The 18,973-nt window shown below is 62.9% G+C and carries 18 protein-coding genes and 3 pseudogenes; 10 read left to right on the top strand and 11 right to left on the bottom strand.

Annotation, left to right across the window (positions count from 1 at the left end; all coding sequences use genetic code 11):
- Window positions 1-410 precede the first annotated feature (410 nt).
- The 5 genes and pseudogenes from IVB27_RS39715 to IVB27_RS39735 form a co-directional block, all read left to right on the top strand.
- Window positions 411-1,460 carry a helix-turn-helix domain-containing protein gene (locus tag IVB27_RS39715; RefSeq protein ID WP_247447982.1) on the top strand — a complete coding sequence of 350 codons (1,050 nt, stop codon included), beginning with the start codon at window positions 411-413 and terminating at the stop codon, window positions 1,458-1,460.
- Between the two features lie 334 nt (window positions 1,461-1,794).
- Entirely contained in the window at window positions 1,795-6,138 is a 4,344-nt protein-coding gene (locus tag IVB27_RS39720; RefSeq protein ID WP_247447983.1) for a beta strand repeat-containing protein, read from the top strand.
- Window positions 6,135-6,713, top strand: a complete 579-nt coding sequence (locus tag IVB27_RS39725) for an invasion associated locus B family protein (RefSeq protein ID WP_247447985.1) — start codon at window positions 6,135-6,137, stop codon at window positions 6,711-6,713. The genes IVB27_RS39720 and IVB27_RS39725 overlap by 4 nt, the downstream gene beginning before the upstream one ends.
- Window positions 6,714-6,724: 11 nt before the next feature.
- Window positions 6,725-7,489, top strand: a complete 765-nt coding sequence (locus IVB27_RS39730; RefSeq protein ID WP_247447986.1) for a hypothetical protein — start codon at window positions 6,725-6,727, stop codon at window positions 7,487-7,489.
- A 138-nt stretch (window positions 7,490-7,627) separates the two neighbouring features.
- Window positions 7,628-7,843 (top strand): annotated as a pseudogene (locus IVB27_RS39735) (helix-turn-helix domain-containing protein); the annotation flags it as partial.
- Window positions 7,844-7,908: 65 nt separating this feature from the next.
- On the opposite strand, the gene IVB27_RS43965 reads toward IVB27_RS39735, so the two are convergent.
- The 3 genes from IVB27_RS43965 to IVB27_RS43080 all read right to left on the bottom strand — a co-directional run bounded on the left by IVB27_RS43965 (window position 7,909) and on the right by IVB27_RS43080 (window position 9,172).
- Entirely contained in the window at window positions 7,909-8,073 is a 165-nt protein-coding gene (locus IVB27_RS43965) for a transposase (protein ID WP_524536554.1), read from the bottom strand.
- Complete coding sequence (locus IVB27_RS39740; protein WP_524536556.1) at window positions 8,000-8,899, bottom strand: IS256 family transposase; 900 nt, start codon at window positions 8,897-8,899, stop codon at window positions 8,000-8,002. The genes IVB27_RS43965 and IVB27_RS39740 overlap by 74 nt, the downstream gene beginning before the upstream one ends.
- 138 nt (window positions 8,900-9,037) lie before the next feature.
- Complete coding sequence (locus IVB27_RS43080; protein ID WP_256468501.1) at window positions 9,038-9,172, bottom strand: Arc family DNA-binding protein; 135 nt, start codon at window positions 9,170-9,172, stop codon at window positions 9,038-9,040.
- A gap of 1,342 nt (window positions 9,173-10,514) precedes the next feature.
- Between IVB27_RS43080 and IVB27_RS39750 the strand changes: the two genes are divergently transcribed.
- Window positions 10,515-10,757: a hypothetical protein gene (locus IVB27_RS39750; RefSeq protein WP_247447988.1), complete on the top strand. Its 243-nt coding sequence runs from the start codon at window positions 10,515-10,517 to the stop codon at window positions 10,755-10,757.
- Between the two features lie 470 nt (window positions 10,758-11,227).
- On the opposite strand, the pseudogene IVB27_RS39755 reads toward IVB27_RS39750, so the two are convergent.
- A pseudogene (locus IVB27_RS39755) lies at window positions 11,228-11,404 on the bottom strand (IS3 family transposase); the annotation flags it as partial.
- Between the two features lie 28 nt (window positions 11,405-11,432).
- Between IVB27_RS39755 and IVB27_RS39760 the strand changes: the two are divergent.
- Window positions 11,433-11,879: pseudogene (locus IVB27_RS39760) on the top strand (integrase core domain-containing protein); the annotation flags it as partial.
- A 102-nt stretch (window positions 11,880-11,981) separates the two neighbouring features.
- Here IVB27_RS39760 and IVB27_RS39765 read toward each other — a convergent pair.
- The 4 genes from IVB27_RS39765 to IVB27_RS39780 all read right to left on the bottom strand — a co-directional run bounded on the left by IVB27_RS39765 (window position 11,982) and on the right by IVB27_RS39780 (window position 15,726).
- The gene (locus tag IVB27_RS39765) at window positions 11,982-12,866 is read right to left on the bottom strand and encodes a relaxase/mobilization nuclease domain-containing protein (RefSeq protein WP_247447989.1); all 885 of its coding nucleotides are present in this window, start codon (window positions 12,864-12,866) and stop codon (window positions 11,982-11,984) included.
- A 188-nt stretch (window positions 12,867-13,054) separates the two neighbouring features.
- Entirely contained in the window at window positions 13,055-13,573 is a 519-nt protein-coding gene (locus IVB27_RS39770) for a plasmid mobilization protein (RefSeq protein ID WP_247447990.1), read from the bottom strand.
- A 424-nt stretch (window positions 13,574-13,997) separates the two neighbouring features.
- Window positions 13,998-14,975, bottom strand: a complete 978-nt coding sequence (locus IVB27_RS39775) for a ParB/RepB/Spo0J family partition protein (protein WP_247447991.1) — start codon at window positions 14,973-14,975, stop codon at window positions 13,998-14,000.
- Window positions 14,965-15,726: a ParA family protein gene (locus IVB27_RS39780; RefSeq protein WP_247447992.1), complete on the bottom strand. Its 762-nt coding sequence runs from the start codon at window positions 15,724-15,726 to the stop codon at window positions 14,965-14,967. The genes IVB27_RS39775 and IVB27_RS39780 overlap by 11 nt, the downstream gene beginning before the upstream one ends.
- A 661-nt stretch (window positions 15,727-16,387) precedes the next feature.
- Here IVB27_RS39780 and IVB27_RS39785 point away from each other — a divergent pair.
- A complete protein-coding gene (locus IVB27_RS39785; RefSeq protein WP_524536555.1) occupies window positions 16,388-16,714 on the top strand; it encodes a WGR domain-containing protein in 327 nt (108 codons plus the stop codon).
- A 40-nt stretch (window positions 16,715-16,754) separates the two neighbouring features.
- Window positions 16,755-17,060, top strand: a complete 306-nt coding sequence (locus tag IVB27_RS39790) for an HU family DNA-binding protein (RefSeq protein ID WP_247447993.1) — start codon at window positions 16,755-16,757, stop codon at window positions 17,058-17,060.
- A gap of 18 nt (window positions 17,061-17,078) precedes the next feature.
- On the opposite strand, the gene IVB27_RS39795 is transcribed toward IVB27_RS39790, so the two are convergent.
- The 3 genes from IVB27_RS39795 to IVB27_RS39805 all read right to left on the bottom strand — a co-directional run bounded on the left by IVB27_RS39795 (window position 17,079) and on the right by IVB27_RS39805 (window position 18,485).
- Window positions 17,079-17,222 (bottom strand): hypothetical protein, encoded by a 144-nt coding sequence (locus IVB27_RS39795; protein WP_247447994.1) that lies wholly within the window; start codon window positions 17,220-17,222, stop codon window positions 17,079-17,081.
- A 62-nt stretch (window positions 17,223-17,284) separates the two neighbouring features.
- Window positions 17,285-17,596: a DUF736 domain-containing protein gene (locus IVB27_RS39800; RefSeq protein ID WP_018273795.1), complete on the bottom strand. Its 312-nt coding sequence runs from the start codon at window positions 17,594-17,596 to the stop codon at window positions 17,285-17,287.
- 706 nt (window positions 17,597-18,302) lie between these two features.
- A complete protein-coding gene (locus tag IVB27_RS39805; protein WP_247447995.1) occupies window positions 18,303-18,485 on the bottom strand; it encodes a hypothetical protein in 183 nt (60 codons plus the stop codon).
- 148 nt (window positions 18,486-18,633) lie between these two features.
- Here IVB27_RS39805 and IVB27_RS43465 point away from each other — a divergent pair, with 148 nt between their 5' ends.
- Window positions 18,634-18,834 carry a hypothetical protein gene (locus IVB27_RS43465; RefSeq protein ID WP_247447996.1) on the top strand — a complete coding sequence of 67 codons (201 nt, stop codon included), beginning with the start codon at window positions 18,634-18,636 and terminating at the stop codon, window positions 18,832-18,834.
- Window positions 18,835-18,973 lie beyond the last annotated feature (139 nt).

Consider the following 18,973-nt stretch of genomic DNA (forward strand, 5'->3'; position numbering starts at 1 on the left):
GGGATTCTCGCGGAGATCGGGAAAATTTTCTGAAGACTCTGCGATGATGCGTTGCCCGATCGCATCGCACGCAAGCAATTTTGGTTTTCTTCACGATCCGCGTTGCCACCCCTCTGGTTCTTGCACCGATTGTTCTCTAGATCAGTCAAGCTGTTCCGTGACGGAGCTTCCAAGCCGAATCCGGCAATGACGCGACAGTGATGAATGCCATGAGTAAGCGCGACTGGCCCAGGAACCTGAATCGACCCTATCAGGGGCGGCCGGCGTAAGCGAGTGACTATCCGCTTCCTGAAATGCCCTTCGCTGTCCGTCTGAAATTCGTTGGCCCGTCGCGGGCTGGCCACGCAACCTTGGGAATGCCTCCCGTTGAGCCGACGTTCGTCGTTTGCGACACGGGGCGACGAAAGAAGATGCAAGAAGACGACAATACACCGGCGCGCGTGGCGAAGCTCCTGGAACATGTTCCGCTGCCGCGCGAGCCCCGGAACATCAGGGATATCGCCCCCTCGCCACCGCGGCTCTTCTCGACACGGCCTTATCCGCCGTCGGAGCAGTTCGAGGTGTGGAAGACGCGGATGGCTTCCCTGATCGACGTCGCGCCGCCGGAGGGCCGCGACCCTGCGCTGGGCTTCGAGATGGAGTACCTGACCTGCAACATGGCCGATGTCGTCTTCACATCCGGTCGTTTTGCCGCGCAAACGTTCGCGCGTATCAGGTCGCCGCAGCGCTCGACGCGTGATATCTGGTGGTTGTTTCGCGTGCGGGCGGGCGAAGCCTGGTTCGAGACGGGCGAGCGGCAAATTCACGCCCGGCCTGGCGCGATGTTCCTGATCTCGCTCGATGACGCCTTTCATGGCCGGATCACGGACTATGACGGCCTGGTGCTGGGCTTGCGGCGCAGCGCATTCGCCGAGGTGGCCGACCGGCTCGACAGCGTCCGCAACACCCTGCTCACCGGCAACTTGATCGACCTGCTGGCAGATTACCTGGACCGGCTGGAAATGCGCCTGATCCATATGTCTTCCGACGAACTGCGACAGGCGGGAGCGGCGACCGCGAATATGATCGGCGCGTGTATCCAGCTGCTGCCGGATCGGCTGGAACAGGCGCGCGGCGCTATCGAATCGGTGCTGTTCGAGCGTGCGCGTCTTCATATAGAGACGCATCTCGGCGAGTTCGACCTGACGCCGGATCGCATAGCGCAGCAATTGCGGATCTCGCGCTCCAACCTCTACCGCGCATTCGAGAGCGTCGGCGGGGTCGCCGGATACATCCAGCGCCAGCGGCTGCGCGCGGCGCGTGCAGAACTTGTCGGCAGTCCCGACAGGCAGGTTCAGGAGATCGCCTATCGCCACGGCTTCAGGCTGGCGTCGGATTTCACCCGCGCGTTTCGCCGCGAATTCGGCGTCAGCCCACGCGAGATGCGCGACCATGTGCGCGGCAAATCAACTATCGGTTGAATCGCGCGGCGAGCATCTCGCCGTGTGTCGGGTAAATCCTTCAACTTGTGAGACGATCTGCCATCTATTTGGACGGGCTGCTCAGTGACGTTGGCGAATTTGTCTCTATTGTTCTGATATGACGACTCGGGGCAACGGTGATCGGGCAGTCGGGCGAGCGCTGGGTGGCAAGGCGCGCGCGTTGAACTCGACAGATCATCAACCAAGACCGGAAGACGGGCGCGCATCGCACCCTCTCGATTTCTCAATGTGCGTGCTTGGCCGGCCCGCATTCGGTCTGCAACGGCACGGTGCCTCCGACGTCTCGGCAAGATGTCACAAAAGGGGGCACACCATGGCTGTCGCACAGATTCCAACCGCATCGCTGAAGCGTCAGGGCCGCAGCGGCTTCGTGCGGAACTGGGTCGCGTCGGGCGATGTACGCGGCCATTCGCAACTTCGCCGGCTGATGGCGGTCCTGCGCAGGGCCCATCAGGTGCTCGGCGTCAGCCGCAAGAAGCTGCTGCTCGGGACGCTGGCGGCCGGCGGCGGGCTGCGTTCGGCCAGCGCGATCGGCGGCCTGGCCGCGATCATGGCGCTCGGCCTCTCAGCGCCGGCACATGCGCAATATCAGGCTGGCGGCGGTTCGGCGACAGCCGCCGGCTCCATCGCCGTCGGCACGACTGCGGCGGCATCTGTGCTCAACGCCATTGCGATAGGGACCCGCTCCACTTCGTCGACACAATATGGCGTGGCAATCGGCCAGGATGCGCAGGCCACGGGCACCGGAGGCGCGGTGGCGATCGGCGGCGGCGCGATCTCGAACAACATCAATACGGTTGCACTCGGCGTTCAGTCCAATGCCACCGGGGCCGGGGCCAGCGCGCTGGGCACCAACACTCAGGCTACGGGTGGAAACTCCACCGCAGTTGGTGCCGGCGCCACGGCCAGCAACAATTATGCGTTCGCCACTGGCTACGGATCCGTAGCCAGCGGATTGCGCAGCATTGCGCTTGGACAGTTTGCAGGGGCGTCAGGATTGGATGCGGTTGCCCAAGGCACCAGCACGGTCGCCAGCCAGCAGAACGCCATCGCAGTCGGCTTCCAGGCGAACGCGACCGCGTTGAACTCTCTCTATCTCGGCTCCCGCACGGCTGCGGGAACCGGCGCTCTCGCACAGAGCGCCATCGCCATCGGCACGGATGTGACGGCGTCTCAGGCCGACGCCATTGCAATCGGACGCGCAAGCCGGTCGACCGGCACGGGCGCCAGCGCCTTCGGCACGTCCGCTGCCGCGACGGGAAACCAGTCGACGGCAGTTGGCAACGGGGCGACCGCTTCCAATGTCGGGACGGCAGCCGTGGGATACCTTGCCAACGCCTCCGGCACCAACACGCTGGCGCTGGGCGTCAACACCGTCGCGTCGGCTGGAAGCTCCATGGCCCTTGGTAACTCGGCTCAGGCGGCGGGCCAATTCGGGATCGCGCAAGGTTTCTTCGCGAAGGCGCAGGGACAAAGCGCGATTGCCATTGGCTCGACCTCCGTGGCATCGGGTGATTTCGGCGTTGCCCTGGGCAACCAGGCGCAGGCGCTCGCGTCCGGGGGCACGGTCGCAATCGGATCTGGCGCAATCGTCGCCAGTGCGGCGACCGGCGGTGTCGCGCTCGGCAACAACGCGGCATCCAACGGCGCTTATTCCATCGCGACCGGCACGGGGTCCAACGCCAGCGCGACCAACGCCATCGCCATCGGCTCCGGAAATGCCTCGGTCAGCGGCGCCCAGGCGACGGCGAACAACGCCATTGCCGTCGGCTTCCAGTCGGCTGCCAGCGCCACCAGCGCCATCGCCGTCGGCAACAACGCCGCGGCCAGTTCCGCCAATGCGGTCGCCCTGGGCACCAACTCGGTGGCGACCGGCGGCCAGGCGGTCTCCATCGGCGCGAACAACGTCGCCTATGGCAACGGCGCCGTGGCGATCGGCGATCCGAGCTATGCCAGCGGCACCGGCGCCTTCACCGGCGGCGCAAACAACATCGCCAACAACGACGGCACTGCAAGCGCCACCGCCGCCAATCAGGCCGCCGGCGCCGTCGCGATCGGCAACAACAACAAGGCGATCGGTCAGGGCTCCGTGGCGCTGGGCAACGGCTCCACCGCGGGCGCGGCCGGTCTCGCCGGCAATGTCGCGCTGGGTGATGGCGCAACGGCGGCGGCAAAATCCGGCGACGTCGCGCTCGGGTCCGGCAGCGTCACGGCTGTGGCAGTCGGCACGCCAAACACGGTGATCAACGGCACCACTTACAGCTTCGCCGGCACGACGCCGACCTCGACCGTCAGCGTCGGTGCGCTTGGCGCCGAGCGCACCATCACCAATGTCGCGGCGGGCCGGATCAGCAACGCTTCGACCGATGCGATCAACGGCTCCCAGCTCTGGGCCACCAACCAGGCCGTCGACGGCCTCGCGACCACCGTCAACAACATCAGCACCGGCGGCGGCATTAAATATTTCCACGCCAGTTCGACGCTGGCCGATTCCAACGCGGTTGGCACCGATGCGGTTGCGATCGGACCGGTGTCGACCGCGACCGGCCGCGGCTCGGTGTCGATCGGCAACGGCGCGACCGCTGCCAACGCCAACGATATCGCGCTCGGCTCGGGCAGCCAGACCACCACGGCGGTCGGCACATCAGGCATCACCATCGGCACCACCAACTACGCCTTCGCCGGCACCAATCCACTCTCGACGGTCAGCGTCGGCTCGGTCGGCAACGAGCGCACCATCACCAATGTGGCGGCGGGACGGATCAGCAACGGTTCGACCGATGCGATCAACGGCTCGCAGCTTTGGGCCGCTACTTCGGCGATCGACAGCCTTTCGACCGTCGTCAGCAACGGCCTGACGCATTATTATGGCGTCAACGACGGCGGCACCCAGCAGGCCAACTACACCAATAACGGCGCGACCGGGACCAACTCGATGGCCGCCGGCGTTGCCGCGTCGGCAACGGCCACGAATGCCACCGCGCTGGGCTTCAACACCCAGGCCACGGTCGCCGACGGCGTTGCGATCGGCTCGGGCTCGGTATCCAGCCGCGCGATCGCGCCGGCGTCGGGCACCATCGGCGGCACCATCATTCCCTACAACACCAACGATCTTGCGCTGCTCGGCGCGGTGTCGGTCGGCAACGCGACGAGCTATCGCCAGATCACCAACGTGGCCGACGGCACCGAGTCGAGCGACGCCGTCACCGTGCGGCAGCTGACCGGTGCGCTGCAATCGTTCGCGACCACGACCTCGATGTACTTCCACGCCAACTCGACGCTCGCCGACTCGCTGGCAGTCGGCAACAATTCCGTCGCGGTGGGGCCACAGACCGTGGTCAATGGCGACAACGGCATCGGCATGGGGTTCGGCGCAACCGTGCAGCAGACCGCGCCCGGCGGCATCGCGATCGGCCAGAATTCGCTGTCCAGCTTCCAGGATGCGATTGCGTTCGGAACCAGTTCGCAGGCGAACGGCATCCAGTCGGTGTCGATTGGTGCGGGGGCGGTCACCAGCAACCCCACCAGTGTCGCGCTCGGTCCGAATGCCAAGGCCACGGCGCAGGCCGGAGACGTCGCGCTCGGCGCCAATTCGACCACCTCGACGGTGGTCGCGACAACAAGCACCTCGATCGGCGGCACCACCTACAACTTCGCCGGCACGGCGCCGACCTCGACCGTCAGCGTCGGCAGCGCGGGTGCGGAGCGCACCCTCACCAACCTGGCCGCGGGCCAGATCAGCGCGACCTCGACGGACGCGATCAACGGCTCGCAGCTCTGGGCCACCAACACCTCGCTCGACGCTCTCTATACCACGGTCAACAACATCAGCACCGGCAGCGGCGGCATCAAGTATTTCCACGCCAATTCGACCGCGGCGGATTCCTCCGCCACCGGCGCGGAGAGCGTCGCGATCGGCCCGCAATCGGTCGCGAGCGGGGCGAACGCGATTTCGATGGGCAACGGCTCCGCCGCGTCGGCCGACAACTCAGTCGCAATCGGCGCAGGCGCCAAGGCGACGCAGGCCAACTCGCTGGCGCTCGGCGCGAACTCGACCACCACGGCCAATCTGAGCGACGCGGCCTATACGCCGGTGGTCGGCAAGACCGTCGCGGGCGTCGCCACCGGCGAAGTCTCGGTCGGCTCGTCCGGCGCCGAGCGACGCGTCACCAACGTCGCCGCAGGCTCGGCCGCGACCGACGCGGTCAATGTCAGCCAGCTCCAGGCAGTTGCGAGCGGCTCGATCCGCTACGACACCGATGCCTCCGGCAACACCACCAACAAGGTGACGCTGAACAGCGGCAATAGCGGGCCGGTGACTATCAGCAACGTGGCGGCGGGCGTCGCGGGCACCGACGCGGTCAACGTCAACCAGCTCAACAGTGCGTTCCAGCAGCTCAACGGCCAGATCGGCGAGGTGCGGCAGGACGCCTGGCGTGCGGCGGCGATCGGCATGGCCGCGGCATCGCTGCGTTATGACGATCGGCCCGGCAAGATCAGCGCATCGGCCGGCGGCGGCGTCTGGCGCAGCCAGGGCGCACTCGCCTTCGGCATTGGCTACACCAGCGAGAACAGCCGGCTGCGCAGCAACCTGGCGGCGACCACCGCCGGCAGCGACTGGGGCGTCAGCGCCGGCGTGAGCCTCACGCTCAATTGACCCTAGCGTCGACGAGGCGGCTGGCGTGTCTGGCTTTGGCGATCTGGCTCTGCGCGGCGGCGAGCGCGGCTGCGCAGAGCGTGCCGTCGTCCGCTTACGCCGTGAAGCCATCGGACGTCGTGGTGCCGGAGGGCGAGCCGCTCGGCGAGTTCAGGCGGATGATCCAGCCGTTCAGGAACTGGACCCTGATTTGCGACGAAAGCCTCAAGTCGAAGCGCCGCGTCTGCAACGTCACGCAGTCGATCGTCAACGCGCAGGGCGCGGTCGCCTTCAACTGGTCGCTGATTGCGACCGCCGACGGCAAGCCGCTGATGGCGATGCGCATTCCCGCAGCCGCGGGCGTCGGTGCGCAGATCGAGCTCGCCATGGGTGACGGCCCGGATCGCATCGTCGCGCAGACCGATCGCTGCGATGCCAATTTCTGCTTCGCCACGATTGCGATCGGCAATGTGCTCAGGCGGCATATCCGCGCGGCAACGCCGTGCCGTGTGTCCTATCAGCTGCCGCAGGCAGGGCCGATCGTGCTGGAGGCGCCGCTGGATGGATTGTCCGGCGTGCTGGCGAAACTGAAATGACAGGGAGCGGCATGCGGACACGGAATTCGGAGCGCCGCATCGAGGTGCAGGACAAGAAAATGAATACGCCGATGCGACTGAAAACCCCCATCCTGATTTTCGCGGCGGTCGTCGTGGCGGCGCTCAGTGCGGCCGGCGTGGTGGGCTATGCCCAGCAAATGCAGCCTGCCCAGGCGCAGCCGATGCCGCTGCAGCCCGCGACGCCTGCGCCGGCGAAGAAGCCCGCCGCCGCCGCGAAGCCGCAGCCGCACAAGCGTCCGCCGGAGGCGCAGACGCCGCCTTCTGCCGCGGCATCCGTTCCGCCGCAGCGGGCGGGGCAGCAACCGACTGTGTTCGACGAGCATGCGCGGCAAGGCAACATCGTGACCTGCGCCAATTTGTTCGGGACGCTCGGCCGCGGTCTGGCGATGAACTCCAACTACACCGCGCAGTCGCAGTGGGACGCCAAGGCCGGCAACTCGCATTCGGTGCAGTCGCTGGTCGCGCTCGCACCTAATCAGGCCAGCCCGGGCCAAGTCCCGCAGGGCAATGCTCAACAGGCCGCCGGTATCGTGTTTGCCGCACCGGTTGGATCGTCCTGCGAGGGCAATTTGGTGCGGGTAACGCCGCGGACGGAGAGCTGCTCAACCGTTGCGGCCGAACTCGCCAAGCTCAATGGGCAGAACGGCGCGCTCGGTGAACTCGCAACCGTAGCCCTGCCGAACGGCGCACAGGTGGTGCTGATTCCGTTCGGCAACGCCTGCGTCGCGGTAACCGCGCTGCGGGTCGCCGGCTGACGCCGCCGTTCAGCGCGGTTGATCAACTTCTTGTTCAAGCATGATCTCAGAAAACCGTTTCACACCTTTTCCGGATCATGCTTTAGGGCGCGCTAGTACCCACTTTTCATAAAGCGTGAGTCGTGATTCAACATCGGGATGATCCCCGAAGCAAGAGAAGTCCACCTTTCGCGGAAAGATCGCAGGGTGCTTGAGGCGTGTTGTCGCTCGCCGGTGACGTTGCAGCGCGATTTGAAGCGGGCGCGGATAGTTCTGTTGGCGGCGGACGGGCGCAGCACCCGCTCGATCGCCAAAGAAGTGGGAGTCCAGCCGCGCATTGTCAGCCTTTGGCGGCACCGCTATGCCGATCATGGATCGTGTCCCTTGGCGTGGTGTAGCTGGCGGTGGATCACCGCGTTCGCCGGCAAGGGCCGGGCCGGTCAGCTGGCGATATTGAGGCTGACGCTCGGATCATCGCTCAACGGCGCGATGGTTTCCAGTGTCATGTAGCGAGCGCGTTGGACCGCCCATTCATCGTTTTGCTCGAGGAGGATCGCGCCGATGAGGCGGACGATGGCATCCTCGTTGGGGAAGATGCCGACCACCTCGGTTCGTCGCTTGATCTCGCCATTGAGGCGCTCGATCGGGTTGGTGGAGTGCAGCTTGGGTCCGGTGCTGCGGCGGGAAGGTCATATAGGAGAGGACGTCGGTCTCGGCTTCGTCGAGGAAGCATGCCAACTTCGGCAGCTTGGGGCGGAGCTGATCGGAGACCTTGCGCCATTGCGTTCGTGCGGCGTCCGCATCGTCCTGGGCGAACGCGGTGGCGATGAAGGCGGAGACGACACGGCGGCCACTCTTGCCGGCATGCGCCAGCGCATTACGCATGAAGTGAACGCGGCAGCGCTGCCAACTGGCGTTGAGTACCTTGGCCACGGTGGCCTTGATGCCCTCGTGGGCGTCGGACACGACCAGCTTGACGCCGCGCAGGCCGCGGCGGGCGAGCTTGCGCAGGAACGCCGTCCAGAACGTCTCGGCCTCTGACGGGCCGATATCCATGCCGAGAACTTCGCGGCGGCCGTCGCTGTTGACGCCGACCGCGACGATCACCGCGACCGACACGATGCGGCCATTCTGGCGCACCTTCACATAGGTGGCGTCGATCCACAGATAGGGCCAGTCGCCCTCGATCGGACGGCCAAGGAACGCCTTCACCTTGTCGTCGATCTCGCCGCACAGCCGGCTGACCTGGTTCTTGGAGATGCCGGTCATGCCCATCGCCTGCACCAGATCGTCCACCGAACGGGTCGAGACGCCCTGCACGTAGGCTTGCTGCACCACGGCGGTGAGCGCCTTCTCGGCCATCCGGCGCGGCTCCAGGAAACCCGGGAAGTAGGAGCCCTTGCGCAGCTTGGGAATGCGCAGTTCCACCACGCCGGCACGGGTCTCCCAGATTCGGTCGCGGTAACCGTTACGCTGGGCCAGCCACTGATGCCGCAGCCTCGTCCCGCCTCATAGCGAAGCGCGGGGCGGAAGCCGCCCGCGGAGACAGTGCGCCAGTGCCGAGGGACATTACCGCACCGCCTTTTCCTGCTCTGCTTCCATCCGGGCGCGAACAGCGCGCACAATTTCAGAATTTTGACTGCTACAATTGTGCGCCGCCTGCTCACGTATGAATTGTTTCACGTCCGCGGGCAGCCGAACCATTGTCGTTCGAACTCTAGCTGAGACATGCGACTAATCTCCGGTATTAAAGTCATTCGCCAACGAACTCGCGCCGGTATCGTGACAATAGCGGTGATTGGCCACTGAGGCATTGGAAAAAATTTAACGCGGCAATCACACCGGAGTCATGAGCACGCCGGGAAAATACGGAGGCCCGCCAGCGTGAACCCTCATAAGAGGCCGCCAACTGAGGCGCCTTACTCTTTGTCTATTCGGAGATTTAAGGGCGCCTTAGACGCCCAGCACCAGCATATACGCGAGGATCGTGGATAGAGCGCCCAATCCAACGATGGTGATTATGAAAACGAGGTCTGGCGCGGTCACGCTGCCCCCCTTGGTTTCGCAAATCACCTGAATCTTACGCCTTACTCCGGCGGCTGCAACCCCGGAGACGTAAGCCACGCGGTCATATGAGCGCCGATCTCATCTTGTTGGGCCCTTCGCAGTAAGGCTTCTCGCTGTGCTCCATGCGGGAGATTTTTGGCTTGTTCACGGAGGCGTTTCGCTTCCTCTGCAAGTCGCTCTTCGAGAGTGGAAGATTGGCTAACCCTGAGGCGCGATCCCATGGCCTTCTCCACGACGATTGAACCGGCGATTTAACTGCAAATCCTCCGAGCGGGTTCCACGCAAGTTGAGGTGTTCCGATTATGAATATGTTCGCGTTCGCAACCTGTTCGATGTGACTGAATTCCTTGATCTATGCCAAGGGGTCGTCCCCGAGCATAGGAACGTTCTGGCAACGAGAACAAGGCCCGCCAGCGCAAATCGGCGGGCCTCTGCGAAAGGGCCTTCGATGGCGCGGGCCGCTTAAGCGAACTGATCGCGCAGGGACGCGCCGGCCTCGCCTCCCATCAGCTCATTGCGCTAGGCGTAGATCTCGCGGAACAATTGCGCCTCGCCCCGACGAGATCAGCTAACAACCGGCGCGCCATAAGCTCGCGCCAATCCATTTCCTCGTCGGGCTTGCGCCAGTCCAGGATGCACGAAATGGTTTAAGCCAAAGGCGAAGGGGAAATGAAGTGCTGAGGGGAAGAAACATGAAGCCGCTAATCGGACTCGTCGTGCTGCTCTTTACAACTGCCGCCCTTGCTCAATCTCCCCCGAAACCCGCTAAAAAGCCGCCCGTTCAGGCCAAGCCGCAGGCGCCATTGGGATGCAAACTCGTCGGCACAGTCCGAGGTACCAAGATCTGGGCGGGCGACTGCATTGCTGCGGAGCCTGCAGCGGAAACCCCACAGCCAGCACCGCCACCACCCCCTAACATGCCCCCCGCAGAGAAGCAGTGACGGCTGGTCGAGATCGGGCTGAAGGCGAAGGAGCACGGATGTCCGATCGAGAAGAGGCCCCGACAATCGAGCACGAGACCGCCGTCAAACAGCTCTTGCGGCGCGCGACCAAGCGCACCCGATCAAGCCAGGTCTTTTCTGTAATTCCTCATACCCGTGAGACAGATGCGAACCGGGAGTTTGCGCCAGATCGCGACGCAGACGCCATTGTATGGTTCCTGATCGCGCTCCCGATATTCATGGTCGTCCATGCAATCTGCGTAAAGATCGGAGCCATCTAGCTAAGAGGGCGACTCTTCGGCGACGACCACCTTCCAAAGCAGAAGATTTGAACCGGTTGGGTCAAAGGCTCAATGGTGTCAATCCACCGCTGTAAGCACAGTCCGCTTTGCCGCCAGCTATTGCGGACACGCCATCGGCAAAACGCATATAGTAGAGTGCAGTCAGACTAAGCTGCCTCGTCTGCAGCTTCCAGCTCGGCCAAGTCCATACTAAAATCAAATACAATCTGGATCGGTTCCGCGTCAGGATGAGCATCGTTATAGCTGTCTACATCCACCTTCATTTGCCGGCAGTCGCCTACAATGCCCCTGACCTGCCTCCGAAGTTTCATCCAGTGGCGATTAGAGCCTCAGCGGATGTTGAAGTGCTCCCCAAAACTAGGCCAGCTGATGCTGGAATTTTCCGGGGTTTAGCTCATGCCGGCGGCCGGTACAGGCGATAGACCCGTTTGACGTTAACGGCCCAGCCCTCCCTGATCCACACGAATGCTCTTCGGGTAACCGACGGTTTTGCAGATGCGCTCCAGAGTCAGCACAACGTCCTCGCCTCGATAGCTGAACCGCGGATCGACCCCCGGCGAGAAGCGGCTGAAGATGTCGACAATCGTCAGCACGCGGAGTTTGCGGCCGGTGGCCAGCTGGTCGTTCGAGTGGCTTGGTTCGGCGCCGATTCACAAAAATGGCCGCCACGAGCGCATGCACCTCACCCTCAAGAAGGAAACAACCCGTCCGCCGGGCTCCAACAGCCTGATGCAGCAGGAACGCTTCGACGTCTTCGTCCGCGAGTTCAATACCGAACGGCCGCATGAGGCACTCGATATGAAATGCCCCGCCGAACTCTATCTGGCCTCACCACGCTCTTACGTCGGCTTGCCCGAGCCGACCTATCCGTTCCACGATCGCGAGCTGCTGGTCACCGCCTGCGGGCGTCTCTGCCTGCACCGCAAGCGGATCAACGTCTCTACCGTGCTGGCCGGCCAGAAACTCGGCATCAAGGAAGTTGACGACGGTATTTGGCTCGCAAGCTTCATGCACTATGATCTGGGATACTTCGACCTGGAGCAGAAAACCCTGCAACCCCTCGACAACCCGTTCGGCACGAGGTTGTCACCCATGTCTTAGGTACCACCTGTTACCGATGTCTCCGGGCTGGACACAGGGGAACGTTGGTAGCGGGAGAGGGACTCGAACCCCCGACCCCAGGATTATGAGTCCTACGCTCGCTCATCTGGTCCGGTCATTGTCTCTTGTTTGGTGGCGCCCCTCTGCATCGACGCCCTGCTCCGCGCCGCGGCGGCGGGTATTGGCAAGCTCCGAAAGCTCATTCTTCAGCGCATGCCGACGGGTTTCGACAGCAGGCATGTCGTTGACGAATTGGCGAACCTGGCGCGCTAGCTCGTGATCTGCCGCCACGCCAGAGCGCTGTAGCTCGGCGGCATAGTCGAGATATCGCTGCCGGATCGCATCCTGACGTGACTTAATCTTTTCGTCCCATGGATGTTTCACAGCCTTGCCGCCCCTCACCTCCGAAAGCACATCCGTGCGGGCGAACCGATCGACATCGGGCGTGATCTTTCGCTTGCGCAAAGCGAGCACCGGCCCGCGATCAGCCTTTCGAACCCGTCCGCGTGTTCGCCGCGGCGTTGCCTCTGCCGCAATCCCGCGAAGCCGGAGTTCGCCAGCAAACCGCTCCCGCCAGGCCTGAAGATCCGCCTTGCGAGGGTTGAGGCGCTTGCCGTCATGGCCCAGCGACCGAACGGTCAGGTGCACGTGAGGATGTTTGTCGTCGAGATGCTGGACGAAGACGTAGTCGTGATTGCCCCCGAACGTCTCGATGGCAAATGCCCGGGCTGAATCCTTGACGGCGACGGCATCAGTGCCAGCCGGCATCGACAGAATGATGTTGATCGAGAGCGACCCATCGCGGCGGCGCTTTTCGTCGAGACCGGCATCATCCTGCCAGCGTTGCTGCAGGTCTTTCAATCCGGAACGACCCGCCAGCGTCGCGCCCTGCTCTGTTTCCGCATCGAGCTCGCCGTTTCGCGTGATGTATGCAAGGTGCGACTTGAGATGCGCCACGCTCTTGGTGCGACCGGTGATCTTGACCATCACCTCTGGTGCTCGGCGCACGATGCGTTCGAGCTTTGCACGCATCGCCGGCGTAAGGCGTCTGGGAGCGGCCGGATCGGGGATATCCCACTCGGCCCGCCGTGGGCGCCGATTGGGAGTTTCCCAGACATACGAGATCGGCGGAAGTTCGGAAGCCAGGTCGGTCGGCCGCGGCGAATGGCGCCGAGTCATCGCCGTCCATCCCAATAGTCGGCGTTGCCGTGCAGCGCATTACGAAGTTTCGCGAGCTCTGCTTCAATGACCAATTTGGCCTCCTGAATTGCGGACAGATCGGGCTCAACCGCCCTGCCCTGCAGTACACTCGTGTTTGCGGCGCGCGCGATCTGGTTGATGTTGCCGCCGATCCGGTTGAGCTCGCGAACGATCGCGCGGAGCGCGTCATGCTCGTTCGGGGAATGCTGCACGGGCGATGCCAATCGCGAGCGCACTAGCGCGACAATCCAGCCGGTGCGGGTCATGCCGCGCTGATGTGAAACTTCGGCGAGCTGCCGCATCTCGCTCTCGCGAAACCGCACAGTCACCTTCTCCGGCCGTCCGACCGGCAACGCCAAGATGTGCGGCGCTGGTGCAGCTAGGGCATCAGCAATGAGACGCCGCAGCAGCGCAGACTTGCCGCCTTGCGTAGCTGCAAAAGCGGAGAACTGCGCCGCGACTTCGTCGGGAACGCGAAGCGAGATCAGAGCCATGCACTCCGATCCCAATCGCGATGTAATACATCGCTGGCGCGAAGCCTATCCTGCACTAGAAAAAGCGACTCTATCCATCCCCTCCATGTTGGTTCAAACCAACGGGCTCGGCATTCAAAGCTCGGCAGTCGCTGCAGGTGAGATCCAACCCAGCCGGCGATCGATGCGGAGAATTGCTCTTGGAATGACGCAGCCGCCGCCCCTACTCCTTGTACTCCACGAACGCCGTGCGCGCAGATCGGCAACATTGGCACCGAATATGTGGACCGCGGCTTTCCAGCAGCCTCCGGCCTCTCTACAGCGCTGTGGGGGGCGCGTTCGGCCTCCGGCTGCTGCGCTAACGCGCCATCCTTCGGATGGGAAATCCGCTCCGCTGGCCCACCAACTGTGGCAGCGTTTCTGAGGAGGCTGTCTAAGACCAGCTTCATGCGAAAAGGATCTCTTCGATTGTGATGGTCGATGCTGGAACCTCTTCCGCTTCTTCCGCGCCGTCGACCAACAGCACTGCGTGTCGTGAGCCTTGAGACGCGAGTCGATCGACCAGAAGACAGCCAGTACGATCTTGGTGACGCACTCTGATCGTCAGTAATGAGCTCATTCGCTCGTTCCGATCGACCGAAGAGCTGCGGGGCTTTTCCGCGATCGCCGTTACACGGTCTCTCTTCGTGGGTCGCAATGCCACTTGCGGTGCGATCGAGCTTCGTGCGGGTTGAGCTCCAGGGGGCCCTTCGCCATCAGCAGGGGAGCCGCGGGCTTCGCTGCGAACTTTGCGAGCCAGTTGACGGGCGTGCGCGTCGGTGAAGCTCTCCTCTGTTGCGCATATGGTCTCGACGGCGTTGGGCTGATCACGCCAAGCCTGGTAGAGTTCATACACAGCACGGATTGAGGAGCCGGCAAGCTTCGACCGGAGGAACTCCGGCATGCTCTGGACCGACGCGTAGCGAGACACCCAGTCCCTGGGCTTGCCGAGCTTGCGAGAGATATCGGCTTGGCTATCGCCTAGCTCCAAACGATCCGCGATGAACGCGGCAATTTCGGGGGCATTGAGGTCATCGCGCTGGATATTCTCGATCATCTGAACATAACGATCCGCAGAACCAACGGCATGGATGAAAGCCGGGATGTCACGGAGCCCGGCGCGCTTAGCAGCACGATACCGCCTTGCTCCCATGACGATCACGTACCGGCCTTCCTCCCTCGCTTGCCGCAGCACGATCGGTTGCAGCACACCATGCTGAAGGACCGATTCCGCAAGCTCCTCGAGCTTCTGTTCGTCGAAGCTGCGACGGGGCTGGTCCGGATCTTCGTCAATACGGCCGATGGAAATGCAAATCGGTTGCCCGTTTGCAGCGCCATCTTCCGCGGCGTCGATGAGCTGCTTAAAGCTGAGATCAAGCGCCATGCGCCGGCTCGTCCATTTGCGCGACGATCTTGGCGAGAACATCGCGGATTTCCCGACCCGCCTCCTGCGCAGAGCGGCGCTTCAGCTTCCAGACCGGCAGGCGTTCCGCAACAGCCTCGGCGTAGCCGTCCCTTGCAACGATCTGGCCCGGGAACACATATTTGCCAGCCTCGCGCAAGAGTTGCTCAAGATGGGTCCTTTGACGGGGCGATTTCGTGTTGAAGTTCGAGGGCAGCAACCCGAGGAACCTCGTATCCTGACGGCCATAACGCCTCTGCACGCCGATCACGGTCTGCATCAGACCTTTGACGCCCTTGATCGAATAGTCTTCCAGATAGATGGGAGCCAGGACGTGCGACGCCGCAACCAAACAACCGACACTGCGTAGTCCAAGCGATGGCGGGGTATCGATCACGCAAGCGTCGAACTGATCCGACGCGACAGCGATGTTCTCTTGCAGAGTCGTTATGGCGGTCGCACTGCTGCGATCGAGATCCGTCAGCGAGCTATCGGCCGGCGCGAGCGTTAGGCCTTCATCTTCCCTGGGCACTATCCGCGCCCCCGGCTTGAACAAATCCGCGGCTAACGTTGAGGCGGCGTAGTGCCTCAACGTGTCCGACGCATTGCTTTGCGCATCAACGTCGATCACGAGAACGCGGAGATTCGCTTCCGCCATGAACCAAGCCAAATGGACAGCAAGAGTTGTCTTGCCGACCCCGCCCTTTTGATTGTTGATGACAATGGTCTTCATCTCAAAATCCGGAATGGGTCTAGCGGCGTTGAGCTCATATCCTCGTCCATCATGTCGTGGGAGATGTTGGTTTGAACCAACAAACGATTGCGAATCCGATCCCCGGAACGATCCCGAAATTCGTCCCGCGAATCCCCTGCCAGAAGAGTCAGGTCATAGCTATCGAGGGGAGCAAATTCCGGGAAGCGAGACTGGAAATCGTGCTGGTTGCTGGACCACTGCTGTCGACACGGTCGCGAGAGGATCGTCACGCGAAGCGCGGAGACCGCTTGCGGGCTGCGGGAGCGCCGCAGCCCGGCGCGAGTAGAGCCGTCCCCCGAAGGGGCTCGCCCAAGCCTTCACTGCTGCAAGAGTGACCTACCGGACACGAATGCTTCTATGCGACGGCTATCTGCATCGATGAGAATACAATCTACCTATCGCTAGCGAGAGTCGTGCCGCCGGCTCAAGGCCTCCTGTTGCGATAAAGACGGCCGCAATTACAAGCCAAGCATTGCGACGCGCGCGTCCCGACAGCGAAGTCACTGTTGAGGAAAGGTTTAGCCCGTAAGGTGAGCGGCAATTTCCGGCGCAATTGACCCATCGATAGTATGAATCGATCTGCCCAGTCGATTCATAAAACTCATTGGATGCCGCTTCCCTCGGAAGCGAGAATCTGGCGGTGCCGAAATCCGAACCAGAACCGCTTCATCTGCGCCGCATCGATGCCGCGCGCAATATGCGGCGGTTTTATGTGCTGTCCGCGCAGCCGACCTTGTTCGGAGAAATGTCGCTGATGCGCAATTGGGGCCGGATCGGCACGAACGGCAAGACGATGGTGCAGACCTTCGATGGCAGTGCGGACGCGATCGAAGCGTTCGGACGTCTGGACCGCGCCAAGCGAAGGCGCGGTTGCGCTGGAGTCGACAAAAAGCTGTCGCAGTCAGGCAATTTCTCGGGGATGACGGCTCCGCCCGCGATGCCGGCACTATCTGTTCCGCGGTCTTGATGTCAGACGAGCAAAATCGAAACAAGACGGAGCTCGTCCCATGGCGACTGCCAATGAGATTGCCGAAAAGATTGCAGCCGAGAACGAGCTGACAAAGGCTCAGGCGAAAACCATCGTCGATAGCGTGTTCAAGGCGATCACTGATGCGGCCGTAAGCGGAGCCGAGACGAGCCTTCCTGGGTTCGGCAAGTTCAAGGTCAAGGATAGCCCCGCTCGTGAGGGCCGCAATCCGTCAACCGGCGCAACGATTGCGATCGCAGCTTCCAAGAAGCTGAAGTTTACGCCTGCCAAAGCTATCAAGGATGTTCTGAACGGAGGAGCGGCCCCTAACGACGGTGCATCGTAAGGCGCAAGACGAGGGGGCTCATGCCCCCTCCTCGGCTGCGAAAGCTTCGTCGCGTTGGCGGATGAGTTCGGCCAGTTCGACTTCGAGCGCCTTGCGCTCCGCCGGCGTGAATACGCATTCGCGCAACTCGGCGCGCAATTCTTCGATGGTGTCGATGGTCATGATCGCATCTCCGATCGAAGGCAAGCAGGCCCCGCCTTGCGGCGGAGCCCACTGGCTGAGCCTCAGTCCCGATTTGGCCGGGACCAGATCAGCTGGAGACCTTCCGCACCTTCGACCTCGGTCAGGGTGGCGTAGATCGGAGCGGGGAAGCTCGGATCGTCCAGCTTGACGGAGAGGTAGTCGCGCTCGGTGTCCTTGGCGGTCTTCTGCCAGGCAGCACCCAGCTCGACGTTGCCCGAGTAGATGCGGAAGTGCGGTCCCTTGTCGGAAGGATTCTCGACGCGGATCAGCTTGGCCTTGACGTTGAGGTTGAGCGTCTTGATTGCGCCGGAGAAGCCATTGCCCGTGGAAGTGAAGGTGCCGATGGTAGCCATTGTCTCATTCCCTTGGTTTCTCGGGCCGCGCCTATCGCGACCTCGATGGCGGTCGTGAGACCGAAGGCGATCGACCTGCACCCAAAGGGCCGAAATGAAATGGAGGGCGGCCGGCAGCGACTTTCTTGGACCGCGAGGAATGGTGCGCAGCGCCAGGGGAAGAAAGTCGAGGACGGACGTTGCGGGGACAAGATCGAGAGCCCGCGAAGCGGGATCGGCCTTCGGTCAGACCAGCCTCTATCGAGGACGCAGATGGGTGCGCCCGTCGCGAAAACACACGGGAGAAGACAGGCGGCCCTATCGGCCATTCGGATGTCAAGGCAACGGGCGTAGCAGCGGAACGTCGTTCACCTTAAGCAGACCACCTAAACGCCGCGTCATCACACGCAATGGAAACCGTCGCTGTCAGTAACGCTGGCGCACTGTCGAACTTGCCATCGCAAGATCGATAACGAGGCTGGCGACGTACTCGCCATGTGGATGCAAACGCCGCCCTCCGCATCCATGCGACCGACCGCCCTGCGAGGCGTGAAACAGATGCTAGCGTCGCTGGACATGCTCGGCCTCCGAGTCCGGGACTATCCGCCGGCACGCGCGATGGAACGAAGCTGGGCGTTCGGGTTGCAACGCCACAGCGTTGGAAAGAGTTGTGAGCACAATCAGCCTCTCAGCAATCCGGCTGCCGGGCTCGATTTCAACTCGAACGTTATTTGGCCGGCGGTCGCAGTGGGCTTTCCGCCCACTTCCGGGCGGCGGGATCGCGCAACGGATCGTCCTCGCAGACCAGGCAGACGTGGCGCGGCCGGCCAGGCGCGACGTCGTCGGGCACGACCGTCATCGGCTTACCGCACTTCGGGCACAGTTTCCGGCTGAAGTAGAGCGGAGTCATGGTTTTTGCCTGCCGGGACCAGCTTAGTTCCCCGTGCGCCGCGAGCACAAGTCAATCGACGAAAATCGTCCGCATGCACCAGACCCCTTGACGCGGAGCGCGTCTCACACTGAAATCCGATTTTCAGTGATGTTGCGGGGGTGGCGTTGTGGAAGAATTTTACAGGGGCTTCGCGCAGCGGGCGCGCGATCTGGCGGAGAACGCGGACCCGTTCATCAAGCGGCGGCTACTCGACCTAGCCCAGCGATACGATCTCAAGAGCAGACCGGGAGCTCCGGGCGGTCGGACCCTCCCGCCGCCGCGCGCGACGCCACCGACGGGGCTGTTTTCCGGCTCCGGCGAAGCTTAAGACTAGGGTCTGTACCTGATTAGCGAGTTCTGATTCCCTGGTGCCAAGTTGATTCGGCACGGGGGACTTCGATGCGCAAAGGACTGTTCTGGCTCAACGACAAGCAGTGGGCTCAGATAGAGCCGCATCTGCCAACGAA

The organism is Bradyrhizobium sp. 197, from assembly GCF_023073375.1.
Taxonomy (GTDB): domain Bacteria; phylum Pseudomonadota; class Alphaproteobacteria; order Rhizobiales; family Xanthobacteraceae; genus Bradyrhizobium.